The organism is Turicibacter sp. (assembly GCF_017941855.1).
GTDB classification, from domain to species: Bacteria; Bacillota_I; Bacilli_A; order MOL361; family Turicibacteraceae; genus Turicibacter; species Turicibacter sanguinis.
On record NZ_JAGAVR010000022.1, the window covers coordinates 1 to 17394 of the forward strand.

The 17394-nt window shown below is 34.3% G+C and carries 13 protein-coding genes and 1 other annotated feature; of the genes, 2 read left to right on the plus strand and 11 right to left on the minus strand.

Going from position 1 to position 17394, the window contains the following annotated elements; translation table 11 throughout:
- The 9 genes from J6D32_RS03665 to recJ all read right to left on the minus strand — a co-directional run.
- Positions 1-2606, minus strand: a 2606-nt coding sequence (locus tag J6D32_RS03665) for an LCP family glycopolymer transferase (protein WP_287467299.1), incomplete at its 3' end; no start/stop codon positions are given.
- Positions 2607-2621: 15 nt separating this feature from the next.
- Positions 2622-3302 carry a hypothetical protein gene (locus J6D32_RS03670; RefSeq protein ID WP_006784219.1) on the minus strand — a complete coding sequence of 227 codons (681 nt, stop codon included), beginning with the start codon at positions 3300-3302 and terminating at the stop codon, positions 2622-2624.
- Complete coding sequence (locus J6D32_RS03675; RefSeq protein WP_006784220.1) at positions 3289-4380, minus strand: phosphatidylinositol-specific phospholipase C/glycerophosphodiester phosphodiesterase family protein; 1092 nt, start codon at positions 4378-4380, stop codon at positions 3289-3291. Before J6D32_RS03675 ends, J6D32_RS03670 begins: the two co-directional genes overlap by 14 nt.
- A gap of 188 nt (positions 4381-4568) precedes the next feature.
- Positions 4569-6326 (minus strand): aspartate--tRNA ligase, encoded by a 1758-nt coding sequence (gene aspS, locus J6D32_RS03680; protein WP_006784221.1) that lies wholly within the window; start codon positions 6324-6326, stop codon positions 4569-4571.
- 17 nt (positions 6327-6343) lie between these two features.
- Complete coding sequence (hisS, locus tag J6D32_RS03685; RefSeq protein WP_009606939.1) at positions 6344-7753, minus strand: histidine--tRNA ligase; 1410 nt, start codon at positions 7751-7753, stop codon at positions 6344-6346.
- 107 nt (positions 7754-7860) lie between these two features.
- Positions 7861-8072, minus strand: a binding site (T-box leader).
- A gap of 41 nt (positions 8073-8113) precedes the next feature.
- Positions 8114-8554 (minus strand): D-aminoacyl-tRNA deacylase, encoded by a 441-nt coding sequence (dtd, locus tag J6D32_RS03690; protein ID WP_006784223.1) that lies wholly within the window; start codon positions 8552-8554, stop codon positions 8114-8116.
- A gap of 13 nt (positions 8555-8567) precedes the next feature.
- Positions 8568-10760 (minus strand): RelA/SpoT family protein, encoded by a 2193-nt coding sequence (locus J6D32_RS03695; protein WP_287467301.1) that lies wholly within the window; start codon positions 10758-10760, stop codon positions 8568-8570.
- 262 nt (positions 10761-11022) lie between these two features.
- A complete protein-coding gene (locus J6D32_RS03700; RefSeq protein WP_006784225.1) occupies positions 11023-11535 on the minus strand; it encodes an adenine phosphoribosyltransferase in 513 nt (170 codons plus the stop codon).
- A complete protein-coding gene (gene recJ / locus J6D32_RS03705; protein WP_287467302.1) occupies positions 11525-13750 on the minus strand; it encodes a single-stranded-DNA-specific exonuclease RecJ in 2226 nt (741 codons plus the stop codon). Before recJ ends, J6D32_RS03700 begins: the two co-directional genes overlap by 11 nt.
- 79 nt (positions 13751-13829) lie before the next feature.
- On the opposite strand from recJ, the gene spoVB reads away from it, so the two are divergent.
- A complete protein-coding gene (gene spoVB / locus J6D32_RS03710) occupies positions 13830-15356 on the plus strand; it encodes a stage V sporulation protein B (protein ID WP_006784227.1) in 1527 nt (508 codons plus the stop codon).
- A gap of 57 nt (positions 15357-15413) precedes the next feature.
- On the opposite strand, the gene J6D32_RS03715 is transcribed toward spoVB, so the two are convergent.
- Positions 15414-16088, minus strand: a complete 675-nt coding sequence (locus J6D32_RS03715; protein WP_006784228.1) for a DUF421 domain-containing protein — start codon at positions 16086-16088, stop codon at positions 15414-15416.
- 117 nt (positions 16089-16205) lie between these two features.
- Between J6D32_RS03715 and J6D32_RS03720 the strand changes: the two genes are divergently transcribed.
- Positions 16206-16586 carry a TIGR04086 family membrane protein gene (locus J6D32_RS03720; protein WP_006784229.1) on the plus strand — a complete coding sequence of 127 codons (381 nt, stop codon included), beginning with the start codon at positions 16206-16208 and terminating at the stop codon, positions 16584-16586.
- Between the two features lie 52 nt (positions 16587-16638).
- On the opposite strand, the gene yajC is transcribed toward J6D32_RS03720, so the two are convergent.
- The gene (gene yajC, locus J6D32_RS03725; RefSeq protein WP_006784294.1) at positions 16639-16902 is read right to left on the minus strand and encodes a preprotein translocase subunit YajC; all 264 of its coding nucleotides are present in this window, start codon (positions 16900-16902) and stop codon (positions 16639-16641) included.
- Between the last annotated feature and the right edge of the window lie 492 nt (positions 16903-17394).

Here is a 17394-nt window from a genome sequence, read left to right on the forward strand (position 1 = left end):
GGTGTTGGATCCGGTGTCGGTGTTGGATCCGGTGTCGGTGTTGGATCCGGTGTCGGTGTTGGATCTGGTGTAGGTTCAACACCTAATGAAACAACAACAGTAATATGACCTGAACTTACGCTTTGACCTACTCCAGGTGAATAAGAAATAATCGCTCCTTTTGTAACCGTTGCGCTATACTGCTCTTGTTTTGAAACTGTAATTGAAAGTCCTAATTCGGCGTTTTTCTGACTAATATACGAAACGAACTCTTCGTATGTTTTGCCAACATAATTATCTAGTGTCACTGATGCGACTCCTTTAGATTTATATACATTAATTGAAGAATTCGCATTAATCACTGTTCCAGCAGAAACATCAGATACCCAAAATCCCGCTGATACAGAAGAGAACTTATCATCTGTAAAGTTAACTTTAACGGATACTTTATTTGCCCAATTATTAATTTGGTCTTTTGACCAACCTAAAGCATTGAAATCTGGTACCGTAATATAATCCATCACGGTTACTGTTAAACTACTAATACTATCTTTTTTCGTATAAGCTTTAACACTTTGAGACGTCACATACCCCGCTTTGGATGGATCATATCCTGAATCTGACCACGAAATTTTATTAATCGTAATCGGAACGCCTGCTGAAGATGCCCAGTTTTGAGCCATTTGTGCTGTATACTTCCCGCCTACCATATCAGGCATCATACTGCGACACTCTTCAGCATTTTGATTAGCTGAATCTGTACAATCTAATCCTTTTTTAATCACACTTACTGAAATAGATGATACTTTAGACGCAATCGTATTTGCTTTAACACTTTGATAAATAACTTGATTATTGGCAGCAGATGAGATATAACCACTATCTCCCTCTTCAACATAATTCACATCGATACTGATCCCATTTTGTTTTGCCCAAGACGTTACTTCGCTTAATACCCATCCTTCAGAAACAAAATCTGGAACTAATTCTGGCATTTCTGGAATATCAGGTGATGCTTCATTATACCATGACTGTACCCATGTCACACCATAATGTGGTGAAAATGGTGTATAGCTAAATGTATACTTTATTTCAGGTTGAATTTCTTCTAAGTTAATTAACATATTTTTTTTAGCATCTGCAACTGCTCCATCAAATGGAAAGGCATAATTTAAAATATCTCCACGAAATTCGTTATAAACATTACCGAAAGTGGCACTAATAACCATATTTTTAAAATGAATGTAATTCATTGGATTGTTACTTCCATAACTTGTTACTGTATCTAATGCATATTGGAATGACGATGTAATTTGATTCATTGAGATATTTGTTTCAATATTATTTCCAAGCACTTCAATGACTTTTAATACTTCATTAATAGAATTCATTTCAGTTAACATCTGGCTGATAGCTGCTCGAATAACCTCTTGTTGGCTTTCCGCACGTCCAAGATCGCCATTAGCTAATGTTTTTCGATGTCTTGCTAAAGCAAGTGCCTGCTCTCCATCTAAAATTTGATATCCTTGTTCAACATATACGATATCATCTCCCCAATTACGATCACTATTTTGCTCAATAATCGTTTGTGGAACATACATATAAATTCCACCAATGGCATCGATTAACTCAACAAATCCTTTAAAGTTAATTTTCACGTAATATGGAATATCAATATCAAACCAATTTTCTACTGTTTCAATCACACAGGTTGTTCCACCATTATTGGCATGGTTAATTTTGTCCTTCATGTTGTTATAACATGGAATTTCAACATAAGAGTCACGAGGAATTGAAGTCATCGTCACAGATAATTTTTGTGGATTAACCGTCGCTAAAATTAAGGAATCTGCACGTGAATTTGCATTCAATCCTTCTGTTTCAGAGTCAACTCCCATTAATAAAATAGAGAATGGCTGATCAACTAAAGAATCATAATTTTTATTTGATTCTACTGTAACCTCTTGCTTAATAACTGTTTCGATGTTGGCTAAAACAGTCGTCTCTGTCGAAATATTTTCATAACCTAATTGATCGGAAAAAATCGTGGTATAATTATCCCCAATAATAATGGCATCAACGTCTCCTTGATATAAATCGTGAATTAAATCAAATGGCATATCATATGTTTTCACTTTTTCTTCAGATAACTCATTTTTATCTAAAAATGTATTAATACTTTCTACAACTTCTTCTTTAGTAATATTTAAGGTCCCAATTGTTTTTCCTTTTAAATCATCAAATGATTTAATGTTTGAATCCGTCATTGAAACTAAACTATAGTTAATCACGGTTTCTTGTGTTGTCATATTATTTAATGATTTATACACTTTCATATTCACATATCCAAAGTATGAAGAACAAATAATTGATACAATTGCAATCACACTTGTCACTAAAATTCCAATCCCTTTATTTTTGTTTAGACAATACATCCCAAACATCAATAAAGATAAAAAGGCAAAAATTAAAATTAACGACACATTGATTCGAAGAGAACTATTGAATCCAGAATATTTATTGATATAAACAATATTTAAGACAATTGGAATAATTGGAATAATTAAAAGTGATAATAATAAATACTTAACAATCGGCTTTTTTAATATATTTTGCAAGTTACTCATTTCTCCTCACCTCCACTACTGAATTTCAATTAAAACTAATTGATTTTCTTTTTCAACAACAATAAATCCTGTTTCTGTTGGAAATTTTGATAAATCTAACTCATCACTATCTGTATATGTCCATTCTGCATAAACATATGTCCCATCCATCTCTGTTCCGTCTGGCATTGTGTAGACATAGTTAGGATCAACCCCCGTTACCTTAACATTTTCTACTGTTAGCAATTGATCGGCACCGAACTCTTCAATATAGTAATCTAGATATAAATAGAAGACATCTACTGCTTTATTTCTAAAATCTGAACGATATAACGGATACACAAATTGTAATCCACCTACATCGTTACGTCCTCCTTTATTAGACCAAGTAAAGAAATCGGCAATGAAATTTTTAACAACAGACTCTGCATAAGCTGATTCAGTTTCTGGAGTCCATGACTCTTCAAAGGCTGTTTGATTCTCAATTAATTCATCATAAATTTCTTTTTGATATTCTGTAGCTGTTTCACGTAACGTATAATCAACAACGTCTTGGGTCACATCAATAATTCCTATATTCGTATTCACATCATTTCCTACTGTACTTTTATCTCCTTTTAACTGAGTGATTAAAATAACTGCAAGAACAATTGTAGTGATTGTAAAGATTCCCCCGAAAACTAAAAAGGGCTCTTTTAACAGCTTATTTAGCTTCATTTTCTTCACCTTCTCTTTCCTTGATTACCGAAGCATATTGACATGTTTTTTGATGCATATCACCTTCATAAATTAATTCATCCGTATACACACCACTTGCCCCATAGTATAACAATTCTTCTAGTGTGACATCATCATTAATGGTATGGAAGAACATTGGTTTTTTTAGATACTGCAATTGATTTAAAAGATCAAATCTTGGATCTCCCCATAATGAAGCAAAAAATTGTGGCATCGTTACAAATACAATTTCTTCATTTTCATTAATAAACTCAATGACTTCATAATTCGAGCGATGAGTTTCCTGATACATGGTATAGATATAACGATCGAATTCATAAATTTCTTCTACCATATCGAACATTTCAAGCGTATAAAGTTGTGGAATAATTCGAGATAACAATGTCTCATCAACTGCCGTTACCTGTTCAACAATAGCAGTAAATGATTGTTTTACACTGTCTTCATCTGCCCATTTTGTATCTGTAACAAATACCACATCATCATACTCTTGTAATAATTTAATGATATCTTCAAAAGTCATGGGGCTATATTGACCATTGATTTTCATACTTAAAAATTGTTCTAATGTTGGAACATATTCATCACGTTCATTTTTTTCAATCGATGATAAATCAATTAAGTCGAGTTGTTCAAATCGCTCATAATCGCTTTCTGACCACTCATGACGGGCAACTAATTCTCCATCACTCGTAAAGAGTAGGTCTACTTCGAAAACTCTAAATCCTTTATCATAATTATCTTTAAATGCTTCAATAGAATTTGTATAAGGATACCCATCAATTCCGCCCATTGCATGAGCAATATATACTAATTCTTCTTTAGACATAGGGGTTGTTAAATGCTCAATATCCATTTCATACTTACAAAGCATATCTGAATAATCGGTAATAACGGCTTCATATTCATCTAACATTGTATTTTGTGTATGACTTTTTTCTTCAAGTTGCTTAATGGTTTGATCCATCATATAAATTAAAATGGCTAATCCACACGCTGTAATCCCCAATAAAACGCCCAATATGATTAGCTTATTTTTTTTGATATACTCTTTCATACTAACCCCCTTCTAAATACATACTATTTAATTGTACATTATTTAACTAAGAATGCAAATATTGAAAATCGTAATTAAGTAAAAAAATACATTTTTATACATTTTCCATTACATTCCACCATTTTTTGAAATTAAAGCAAATCCCTATTACATAAAAAAATCTCCTCATGATGAGGAGATTTTTAGTTCTATTTCTTTAATTGAATGTGTAATTCAGTTAACTGTGCCTCGCTTACGCGTCCTGGTGCTTCTGTCATTGGACATGTTGCCGATGCATTTTTGGGGAATGCAATCACATCACGTAAACTTTGTGATCCTGTTAAAATCATCGCGATTCGGTCAAGACCTAATGCTAAACCACCATGTGGAGGTGTTCCGTATTTGAAGGCATTCATTAAGAAACCAAATTGTTCTTCAGCTTCTTCTTTTGTAAATCCTAATGCTTCAAACATACGAGATTGAATATCAGGACGATAAATACGTAATGATCCTCCTCCTAATTCATATCCATTTAATACGATATCGTAAGCTTGAGCTTTCGCATTATGAGAATCTGTATCGAACGTATCTAATGTATCTAAACTTGGCATTGTGAATGGGTGGTGTGCTGCAAAGAATCGTCCAGCTTCTTCATCATATTCGAATAATGGCCAGTCAATCACCCATAAGAAGTTAAATTTTGATTCATCAATTAATCCTAATTCTTTAGCTAAATGTAAGCGTAATGCTCCTAAGCTATCTGCTACGACTGCTTTTGTATCAGCAACGAATAATAATAAATCCCCAATTTCAGCATTTGTAGCAGCTTTAATTGAAGCCACTTCGTCTTCATTAAAGAATTTCGCGATTGGACCATTGAATCCTTCCTCGACTACTTTCACCCAAGCTAATCCTTTAGCTTTATATTTTTTAACAAAGTCAGTTAATTTATCAATGTCTTTACGTGAGAAGCGTTCTGCTGCGCCTTTCACACATAATGCTTTTACTTCATTTCCTGCTTCAACCGTACTTGCAAAGACTGAGAATCCACAGTTAGCTACAACATGATTTAAAGGTATTAATTCCATTTCAAAACGTGTGTCTGGTTTATCTGATCCATAACGTCCCATTGCTTCTTCATAGCTTAAACGTGGGAATGGACGCGGAATATCTAACCCTTTAACATCTTTCATCATCTTAACTAACATTTCTTCAACTAAATTCATAATTTCTTCTTGTGTTAAGAATGAGGTTTCGATGTCAATTTGAGTAAATTCAGGTTGACGGTCAGCACGTAAGTCTTCATCACGGAAACAACGTGCTACTTGATAATAACGTTCAAATCCAGATACCATTAATAACTGTTTGAAAATCTGTGGTGATTGAGGTAAAGCATAGAATTCACCTTCATGAACACGACTTGGAACTAGATAATCACGTGCTCCTTCTGGTGTTGATTTATTTAAATATGGTGTTTCAACTTCAATAAAGTCTTGACTATCTAAATAACTACGAACTGATTTTAAAATGTTATGACGTAAGATAAAGTTCTTTTGCATCATTGGACGACGTAAATCTAAATAACGATATTTTAAACGTGTATCTTCTAAAGCATCTGTTTCATCTGCAATGATTAAAGGTGTCATTTCTGCCTCTGAGATAATGGTTAGTTGTTCTAAAACAACTTCAATATCCCCTGTTGGCATATTTGGATTTTTACTTTGACGTTCTGCAACGATCCCTTTAACGGCAATAACATATTCATTACGAACTTTATTAGCCACTTCTAGTACTTCAGGGCTAACTGTTTCTGGATTTGCCACTAATTGTGTCATTCCATAACGGTCACGTAAATCAATGAAAACTAATCCTCCTAAGTTACGAGATTTAGCAACCCAACCTTTTAATTCAACTACTTGACCGACATTCTCAAGTCTTAATTCTCCATTATTATGTGTACGATTCATAAAATTTTCACCTCTTCTTAATGTTGACATCCGCATCCATGACCATTTCCACCGCAACACTCATGATCATCTCCATGACCATGTCCTCCACAGCACTCATGTTCTTCTTCTTGATGATCGTGGCATCCACCACCACAACATCCTCCATGTTGATGGTTACGTTGTTGATCTTCGATAATATAGTCAATAACAAATCCTACTGGAATACTTTCTTGTGTACCTGTTTGATTATTTTTAATATTAATCATCCCATGTTGTAACTCTTCATCACCTAAAATCGCTGTGTAACGTGCATGATAGCGGTCGGCTTGTTTAAATTGACCTTTTAAGTTTTTACCTAAATAGTCTGTTTCACAAGCAAGTCCACGGCTACGTAAATCGAGTAATAAACGTGATCCAAATACTTTTGCATCTTCCCCAAGAGTAATTAAGAATAAATCAACCGCATCTTCACCTGCTACTTGAATATTCTCAGCTTCAAGTGCTAATAATAGCCGTTCAAGTCCCATACCAAATCCAATAGCAGGAACAGTTGGTCCTCCAAGTTCAGCTACTAACTTGTTGTAACGTCCACCACCACATAATGTATTTTGTGAACCAAATCCTTCAATCTCAGCTTGAATTTCAAAAATAGTATGCGTATAGTAATCAAATCCACGAACTAAGCTTGCATCATACTCATATTCAATTCCCATTGCTTTTAAATATTTTTGTACATTCATAAAGTAAGCTTTATCTTCTTCAGTTAAATGATCAATCATTTGTGGTGCTGATTGCATAATTTCTTTATTGCGATCAACTTTACAATCCAAAACACGTAATGGATTTTTTTCTAATCGAACTTGGCAATCTGCACATAATTCTTCTTTATGCCCTTCAAAATGAGCAAGTAAAGCAGCACGATAATTTTCACGACTTTCAGTATCTCCAAGAGAGTTTAACTTAACTTTAATATTACGAAGTCCAAGAACTTTATATAAAGTAACAGCTAACGAAATAACTTCGGCATCAATTGATGGATCCGCGCTTCCAAATACTTCTGTTCCAAATTGAATGTGCTGACGATAACGTCCTTTTTGTTGACGTTCATAACGGAACATTGGTCCAATATAAAACATTTTTTGTACCATTTGGTCCGCATACATTTTATTTTCAATATAGCTACGTACAACACCGGCTGTTCCTTCCGGACGTAATGTCATCATACGGTCACCACGGTCTTTAAAATCATATGTTTCCTTTGACACAACATCAGATGTTTCACCGGCTGAACGATGATACAATTGTGTACTTTCAAACATTGGGGTACGAATTTCTTTGTAATTAAAGATTGAACAGATTTCGCGAATTAAACTTTCAACATTTTGCCAACGAGCACTATCTTTTGGTAAAACATCATAAGTCCCTTTAGGTTTATTAAAATTCATTCTTTTAGCTCCTTTCATAGCCTTACATAATAAGCAATAATCGATGTCGGACACGGGTTATACTTAACTTTTTTAAAATTAAGTATAAAAAAAGTCCTTAGATTTAATCTAAGGACGTTATATACGCGGTACCACCTTAATTGTAGTTATCAAATAACTACCACTTGAAACGTTAACGCCGTCTACGGATATCCCTACTTAAAGTTCAGGACATCTTCTCACAAGTGTCTTTCCTTAACTTACCCGTCGGAGCTTCCAGCCGTGACTCCGTTCTCTAGTTCGTTATCGATTAAGGCTCTTTCTTGATCATCGAATTTATTTTTATTATTGACTATTTACTTCATTATAATACATTTTTTCTTAAGATTCAATAATTAAAGTCGTCGGACCATCATTGGTAAATTCTACATCCATCATCGCACCAAAAACACCTGTCTCGACGGTTAACTGGTACATATTTCGTAAGATATCATTAAACTGGTCATATAAAGGTTTTGCGACTTCAGGACGAGCTGCTTCAACAAAACTTGGGCGATTCCCTTTACGCGTGTCTCCATATAATGTGAATTGAGAAACAGATAAAATAGATCCTTGAATATCTTTCACTGATAAATTCATTTTTCCATCTTTATCTTCAAAAATACGCAAATTAGCTACTTTTTTTGCACAGTATTCTAAATCTTTTATCGTATCTTCGTGTGTTATTCCGACTAATAACAATAATCCTTTATCAATCGATCCAACAACTTCCCCTTCAACGATTACTTTTGCCAATTTTGCACGTTGTACGACTACTTTCATTTCTACACTCCTATTACTGTATAATACGTTCTACACTAAAGACATCTTTAACACGCTTAATTGTATTAACAATACTGATGAGCTGCTCCACATTACGTACAGATAATGATAAATTGATAATGGTTGTGTCATTAGCAGATACAGCATTCAATTCCGAAATATTCGTATTTAAAATTGTCAATTTTTGAATCACATCGCCAAGTACATTTTTACGATCAAGTGCTGTGATTCTAATTTTAGCACTAAATGAATTTGAATGCTCATCATCCCACTCAACTGGAACAATTCTTCCATTGGTTTTGATATTATGACATTCAGCATGGTGAATCGTAATCCCGCTACCTTTTGTAATATATCCAACAATCGGATCACCTGGCACCGGGTGGCAACATTTCCCAATCCTTAAATCAACATTATCTAATCCATCTACAATAATACCAAAACGATTTTTTGCTTTTTTACGATGCTCTTCTTTAATCTTTGCCGCCTCGTTAATTTGTTGAATGAGTTCACTATCATTGACTTCCTTACCATCTGCGAAATATCGTTCAAGCATTGTTTTAGTGACTAAGCGACCGCGACCAATTTGGTAATAAAGCTCTTCTAGTTTATCAATACTTTGCTTTTTATAAGCTGTTAATAATTTTTTAATATCTAAATCACTTAACGATAAATCTTTCGAAGCTAATTCTTTTAGGAAAGCCTCTTCGCCTTTATTGACATACTCTTCGCGTTTAATACGATTAAAGTACTGGCGAATTTTATGACGGGCTTGTGAAGTCTGAACAATATTTAACCAATCTTCACTCGGACCAAAGGAATTTCTTGATGATTTAATTTCAACAATATCGCCGGTTTTCATTTGATAATTTAAGGTAACAATCTTTCCATTCACAATCGCACCCGTTGTTTTATGTCCAAGATCTGTATGAATACGATATGCAAAATCAAGTGGGGTAGAACCCGGTGGAAAATCAAAGACGTCTCCATTTGGAGAAAAGACATACACATTCGCATTAAAGATATCATCTTTAACGAGCTTCATTAATTTCTCAGCATCATTCACTTCTTCTTGGTAAGCGATTAATGTTTCATACCATTTTAATTTATCTTGAATTTCTTTTTGTTCCTGTTTTGGAGTGATTTGTCTATTTTCTTTATACGCCCAATGAGCAGCAACTCCTTGCTCCGCGATATCATCCATTTCTTTTGTACGAATTTGAACCTCAAAGACATTACCATGTGGTCCAATAATCGTTGTATGTAAGGACTGATACATATTTGGTTTGGGCATCGCAATATAATCTTTAAAGCGATTTGGAATCGGTTTAAAGTGCGCATGGATAATTCCAAGCGCTGAATAACATTCAGGAACAGAATTAACAATTAAACGTAGCGCTAGCAAATCATAAATTTCTTCAAAATCTTTTTCACGCGTCATCATTTTTTTGTACACGCTATAAATATTTTTAATACGCCCTTTAATCTCAAAATTAATTTGATATTCACTTAATGCTGATTTAATCTCGTCTTCCATTTCTTTTATCTGTGCTTCTCGCTCGTGTTTCTTTTGTTTAATTAACTGAGCAATTCGATAAAAATCTTCGGGCTTTAAAAAGCGAAGCGAGGTATCCTCAAGTTCAGCTTTAACACGATACATCCCTAAACGATGTGCAATTGGAACATAAATTTCCATCGTCTCATGAGCAATCGCACATTGTTTTTCCGGCGCTAAAAACTTAAGCGTACGAATATTGTGTAAACGATCAGCTAATTTAACTAAAATAACACGAATATCTTTACTCATCGCAAGTAACATTTTACGATGATTTTCAGCCTGCTGTTTTTCTTTTGATTTATAAGATAATTTTGTTAACTTTGTCACACCATCTACAATATTGGCAATTTCATCATCAAAGAGTTCAGCTATTTCCTCTTTTGTAATATCTGTATCCTCGATAATGTCATGTAAAAGCCCTGAAGCAATGGTACGAGGTCCCGTTTGCCACTTCGCTAAAATATAAGCGACCTCAATGGGGTGGATAATATACGGTTCCCCTGATTTGCGCAATTGCGTCTTATGCTGCTGATACGCAAGTTCAAACGCTTTTTCAATGATGGCAATACTATCCGGATTTTTAATATATGTTTTAGCTTGCTCTAAAACATGGTCAATTGAAATGTCATACCCATTTAGTTGGTACATAATTATTACTCCTACCATTTAATATACTTAATTTATTATAAATCTAAAATCATCTTTTGTTTCAAAAAAAATGATATTTTCGAATTATTTTAGGTGAAAAAAAAGATGATGACCAAATCAACATCTATCACAAACCGTAAAACTTAACATAATCAATACTATTTTAGCATGATACATACTTTTTTTAGATTTTAACATAAAAAAAAGTAGAATTGCAACAATAATTGCTTCAACTCTACTTAATCTTTTATATTTTTAAAAATTAATATTGCATTAATGAGAAAACGTCATAATTTCCTAAGTGTTTGCGCCCATCTAAATCAACAAGCTCAATTAAGAAAGCACATCCAACTACAATACCACCAAGCTCTTCAATGATTTTAATCGTAGCTTCAACTGTTCCACCTGTTGCTAATAAATCATCAACGATTAAAACACGTTGCCCTGGCTTTACGGCATCTTTGTGCATGCATAATGTATTTGAACCATATTCTAAATCATAGTTAAATGAAACTGTTTCACGAGGTAATTTTCCTGGTTTACGAACAGGCGCAAATCCAATTTTTAATTCATTTGCAACTGGACATCCAAAAATAAATCCACGAGCTTCAGGTCCAACGATTAATTCTGCGTTTTGTGCCTTTGCAAATTCCACCATTTGAGATGTTGCAAAGTTATATGCTTCTCCGTCTGCCATTAACGGTGTAATATCTTTAAACTGAATACCTTCCTTTGGAAAATTAGGTACGTTTGCAACATAATCTTTAAGATTCATGAGTTATTTCCTCCCTAGCGTTAATAAAACTGTTCTTCAATTCACTCCACGTCGTCAATTCAAAAAATTCAAGCATCAAAAGCTTTGATTGTTGAGACTGATACGTTGGAGCTTCTGATAAATCACGCTTCATCTGATAATCGGTTGAAAAAACCGAACCATTTTTTATTATAACAAGTTCTATCTCAAAAAACACCTGCAAAATGAATAATAATTCATTTTTACTAATTCCAATGCGCATAAAGTAACTATACATTTGATCATTTAAATGAATTGGACTGTGTTGTTTGACTAGCTTATACACGGTAATAAATTTTTCTCTCGGTGCAAATGTCACGTGATTTGGTAAAGGAGCTAAAACGATATTTTGAATCGGATGCTCTTTTATAAGTGCCCACAACTGTTCTTTAGAGCTTGGAATTTTATCGATGATTAACGTACTTATTTCTGATGTTTCAGTTACCTCAGAATATAAAGTCGCATGAATAAGCTTTTCCCTATTTTGTTCGTAAACTTGCTTATTTCTTAAATCAAGCAACTGGAACTCATCACATTTAACATCCATGACATGAAATTGAACCGTTCGATTTCCATTCCATTCATTAATTTTAATCTCTCCAATAAAATCAAACAATGTATCAGGCGTTAAATAAATCATTAAATCCGCTTTATTAAACGCAATTGCATCTAGTTGATGAGCCTCATCATAAATCGTAAACTTTAAATGTTGTAACTTATTTCCGATCGCTTTAATATTTTTAACTTTAACCTGCTCAATTCCGATCACTGGAGGACGATTGCCCTCACCATAAGGCGCCAAAACAGCTAAATCCTCAACTAATTCAAGATCAATTTTTTCAAGTGATAAATTTAAGTCTACCCGTTGCATCGGTTGAATCTTAATCCCTCTTAAATCAGCATTTAACTTATCTTCTAACGGTTGAATATTTTCTGGAGCTAACGTAATCCCAGCCGCAAGCGCATGTCCCCCAAAACGTTCGATTAAGTCTTCATTTTGATTGAGTAAATCAAATAAATGATACCCCTCAACCGCTCTTGCCGATCCTTTAACAAATCCATCATGATCATCAGTTAAGACAAAGACAGCTTTTTGCCACAATTTCGATAATCGACCTGCAACAATTCCTAAAATCCCCTCATGCCAGTTCGGTTGATATAATAAAACCACTTTTTTATCTTCTAGTTGTTTTGGAGTCATGAGTGTACTTGCCTGATCTAATACTTTTTGCGTTACTTTTTGACGTTCTAAGTTAAAAGATTCAATTTGTGTTGCAATCAAAGCGGCTTCCATCTCATCATCACTAATTAAAAGTTCAACTGCTAACGCTGCTTCATCCATTCGTCCTGGCGCATTTAACCTTGGACAAATTTCAAATCCGACATTAACTTCATCCACTTCCGATTTATCTATCTTTGCTTCATTCATCAGCGCATTTAATCCGCATAACTCAGTCCGTCTAATCGCCTCAAGTCCACGTTTAACGATATAACGATTTTCGTCACTTAAAGGAACAACATCTCCAATTGTTCCAAGAGCTGCAATAGCAAAATACTCTTCTGATAACCCATCTCCAATTAAAGCTTGAGCAAATTTCAAGGCAACTCCAGCTCCTGATAATTGATGAAATGGATAAGATGAATCTAATTCCGGATGAATAATTGAAAAAGCATTTGGGTGGCATTCCTTTGGTTGATGATGGTCGGTAATAATTAAATCAACCCCGTAAGGAGGTAAAATATCAGCTTCTAATAGACCTGATATTCCATTATCCACCGTTATAATTAACTTATATCCATCTGAAATAGCCTGCATAAAAGCATCTTCATTCGGCCCATATCCCTCATAAAAACGATTTGGGATATAATAATCTACGATGGCTCCTAGCCCTCTTAATGCTCTCATTAAAATAGAAGTTCCTGTTACACCATCAGCATCATAATCCCCATAAATTAAAATTGGCTCTTGATTTTCAATTGCTTTGTTTATACGATCAACACTCTTTTTCATATCCGAAAATAAAAAGGGATCATATAAAGGACCCTCACCGCTTAAAAAGGTGTCAATACTCTTCTCACTCGCTAAGTGACGATTTAAAATGAGTTGTTTAACTTCATCACGAAGATTTGAATTAAAGCCAAGTTCTAACTCCCCGATTGATTCACTCCACTGCCATAAAAAATTAGATTTAAGCAAAATATCTCCTCACCTTCATATTTTATAAAATTCTATCATAGACTTAATCGAAATATTAATTAAGTATAGGTGGATAACTATGAAAAAACAAAGCGTTGCACAAGGAACTTTAATACTCGTTGTAGCCGGTTTAATTACTAAAATATTAGGAATGATAAATCGGATTATTGTGACAAGGTTGTTAGGAGAAGACGGAATTGGTATTTACATGCTAATTTCACCGACATTGATGTTATTAACGACATTCGCAAGTATCGGGCTTCCCGTTGCCATCCCAACCTTAATTTCACGAGCAAACAAGCGACAGAAAAAAATATTATCTGTCTCTCTTATTATTGCGATGGCCTCTAGCCTTTTAATTTCTATCATCCTCTTTTTCACAGCAAAACCATTAGCTGTTTATTTATTAAAGGATGCTAGAACCTATCTTCCCCTCATTTCAATCGGACCCCTTTTATTTTGTGTGTCATTATCGTCCATTTTGAAAGCCTATTTTCAAGGGGAACAAAACATGTATCCCTCAGCGATTTCAACACTTGTTGAACAAATTGTCAGAATTATCATTTGTATCTTCTTTATTAATTGGTTATTGCCTTATGGTGTAATCTATGGCGTTGTCGGGACAATTTGGGCTTCGATTGCAGGAGAATTAGCTTCCATTTTTATTTTAATTGTGATGTTCTTAAACAATATGAGAATTAACCATCGTGGTGCTAATCTCTTACCAACTCGATTAACTTCTCAAAACTTCAAAGATGTTATCGCCATCTCCTTACCCGCAACTGGAAGTCGTTTAATCGGTTCTTTCTCACACTTTCTAGAACCCATCATTGTCGTACAATGTCTCTACCAAATCGGTTATACTAGTGAATCAAGTGCCAAATTATACGGTGCCGTTTCAGGATTCGCCCTTCCTATGCTATTGATGCCATCCTTTATTACGATGGCTGTCACACAATCGATTGTACCTCCGATTAGCCAAGCTTTTGCAAGTAAAAACTTCGAACGAATCCACTCGCATCTCAATGCAGCTTTTCAACTCTCTTTTCTTCCGAGTGGACTTTATACGGTCTTACTGATGATTTTCCCATTTGAATTAATGAAACTTCTATATGGCACAAGTACTGGATCAGACTATCTACTCATCATGGCACCCTTTTTCCTTTTATACTATTTCCAAGGGCCGATGACAGCCAGTTTACAAGCCATTGATGAAGCAAGTCGTGCCATGACGACCACCCTTATTTCCTCTATCATCAAAATTATCATGATGGTTGTCTTACTTTTAATCCCGTCTTTAAATATTTACGGATTAATTATCTCTGTTTTATTCAATATCGTCTTTATCACAGGATGGCATTATATTATTATTCATAAAAAAATCGGATATAGTATGGATCTTCGTGCTGTAATTAACGGAACGTTAATTATTGGGATTACCTTTTTACTGGGCCGATACCTATCCGCTACTATGAGCTTCTTCACAAACCCATTTCTCAATATGATATTCATTATGATGATTGTATCGATTGCTTACCTATTTCTTATTGTTATTTGTGGACTTTTTCCAACACAAAAAATGACAACATCCATCAAAACGAAATAACGTTCTTATTATAACATATGTTTCCATGAGATAAAGAAGGATTGCGACTAAAAAACGTTACTGCTCGGTAACGTTTTTTGCATTTAAATCGAGATTTCGTCGTGTTAAACATTGAAGATGCTCACCATCATAAGCTGCATAATACACCTCTTTAACCGAAAAAATCCCCTGATTTTCAAGTTCTTGTTTCACCCAATCTTCATTTTTTTGAATTAAAAATAAATTTTCTTTTTCAATTCCACCTGACGTAATAATTGGTAATGGGTTATATTCAGTTTCTTGTTTTTTAAAGGCAGATAACTCACCATTTGCTTCTAGTATCGCATACTCCACTTCAAATACAGACGAAATATTATTTGTTCTCAATTGAAGCATTAAATCATCAAATGTATAACGTTGTCTACGCATCTCATCTAAATCAACCATGCCATGATGAATTAAAATAGAGGGCTTGCCGTCTACAATCTCTCTCACCTTTTTAAATCTTAATGTAATAAAAGCGGAACAAAACTGTAAAGCCCCTAGAAGACCAATTGCTAACAAGACTTCATGAATGGGACGATTCAAGTTATCAATGGCCATCGCTGCAATCTCAGCCATTAAAACCGATACAACTAAATCAAGTAGCGTCAACTGACCAATTTCCCTTTTTCCCATTAATTTAAATACAATTAACAACACAATATAAAATAAAGTTGTTCGATACACCACAATATAACAATTCGGATCCATAACGTCCTCCTCTTTTTACTTAATCTATTACTAACTTTATTAATGATTCTCATAATCCTGTCGCATCGTTCATAAATTGATTATTGAGATAACATGATTGTATTAGGAGTTGAGAATATGACACAAAAATTAGGACGAGCATTATTATACGGTTTAAGCTTCATTGTTATTAGTATCCTCATACTTGGGTTACTTATAACTACTTTTGCGTATTTTGAATGGCTTTCAGTTGGAGCATTAGAAAAATTAATTTATGCTTCATACGTTGCAATCTTTTTCATCGGATCTGCAGTTGTTGCCAAACAAGTCGCTGAAAAAGGTTGGTTAATTGGGTTAATGATTGCGGCTACGATGATTATCCTGAGCCTGCTTTACTATCTCATTGGAGTAGAATCACCTCTTTCATTTAAATTTGCTATTCGTTGTGTGATTACCTTAGTCATCTGTGTCACTGGAGGAATGATTGGTGTTAATCTTCCGGGAACTAAAAAAAATTAATAAAAAAAGCATAGAACTAAAATTAGTTCTATGCTTTTTTTATTTTCAATTACTACTCAGCTTTACGTGCAATGGCACTACGTTCAAAAGTCCATTTTGCACCTTCATCATTAATTAAAGTAACAGTCGTCTCTTCTAATGCATGAATACGTCCGTGAACACCACCAATAGTCACCACACGGTCACCTTTGTTTAAACTACTTTGCATCGATGCAACAGCTTTACGGCGTTTACTTTCTGGACGAATCATAAAGAAATAAATAATTACCCCTAATAAGGCAAATTGAATAATAAGTACAATCATATCAGCGCTCATTGAACATCTCTCCTTCACCATTCTTAATTTTAAAATTTATGAAAAATAAGATCGTAGTTGATTTCCTACACTTCTATTATAAAAAACTTTCACTTAAAAAAATAGAGAATATTCACATACTTTCAGTATTAAGTCTTTCTATTTTTCACACTAAATTAAATAAATATGTTTAAACTCCAAAATTCATGATAAAAATCGACTTCATCAGTGGGGCCCCGCTTTTTTTATTGTCTAGCAACACTCGCACAATGCTTGTAAAGTTCGAGAAGCTGTTGCAACTCTTCAGTTGCTTCCACCTCCTCTTCACTTTTTACGCATTGTAGTAGTCCGTCTAACGAAATAAGATTTTTCCTTCAAGAAGGAACAGCCCCACCTACGGAGTAAACCTGACTTCGTCAGGGTGGGGACCCCGCTTTTCTTATTAGAATCCGCGTGATCCTGGTTTGTTTAGTCCGTATTGTTCGAAGAATTCTTCTTTGAAGTCTAGTAAAC

Coding starts and splice junctions, on each gene's coding strand:
- J6D32_RS03670 (WP_006784219.1), bottom strand. CDS start 3,302: ATGAAGCTAAATAAGCTGTTAAAAGAGCCCTTTTTAGTTTTCGGGGGA.
- J6D32_RS03675 (WP_006784220.1), bottom strand. CDS start 4,380: ATGAAAGAGTATATCAAAAAAAATAAGCTAATCATATTGGGCGTTTTA.
- aspS (WP_006784221.1), bottom strand. CDS start 6,326: ATGAATCGTACACATAATAATGGAGAATTAAGACTTGAGAATGTCGGT.
- hisS (WP_009606939.1), bottom strand. CDS start 7,753: ATGAATTTTAATAAACCTAAAGGGACTTATGATGTTTTACCAAAAGAT.
- dtd (WP_006784223.1), bottom strand. CDS start 8,554: ATGAAAGTAGTCGTACAACGTGCAAAATTGGCAAAAGTAATCGTTGAA.
- J6D32_RS03695 (WP_287467301.1), bottom strand. CDS start 10,760: ATGTACCAACTAAATGGGTATGACATTTCAATTGACCATGTTTTAGAG.
- J6D32_RS03700 (WP_006784225.1), bottom strand. CDS start 11,535: ATGAATCTTAAAGATTATGTTGCAAACGTACCTAATTTTCCAAAGGAA.
- spoVB (WP_006784227.1), top strand. CDS start 13,830: ATGAAAAAACAAAGCGTTGCACAAGGAACTTTAATACTCGTTGTAGCC.
- J6D32_RS03715 (WP_006784228.1), bottom strand. CDS start 16,088: ATGGATCCGAATTGTTATATTGTGGTGTATCGAACAACTTTATTTTAT.
- J6D32_RS03720 (WP_006784229.1), top strand. CDS start 16,206: ATGACACAAAAATTAGGACGAGCATTATTATACGGTTTAAGCTTCATT.
- yajC (WP_006784294.1), bottom strand. CDS start 16,902: ATGAGCGCTGATATGATTGTACTTATTATTCAATTTGCCTTATTAGGG.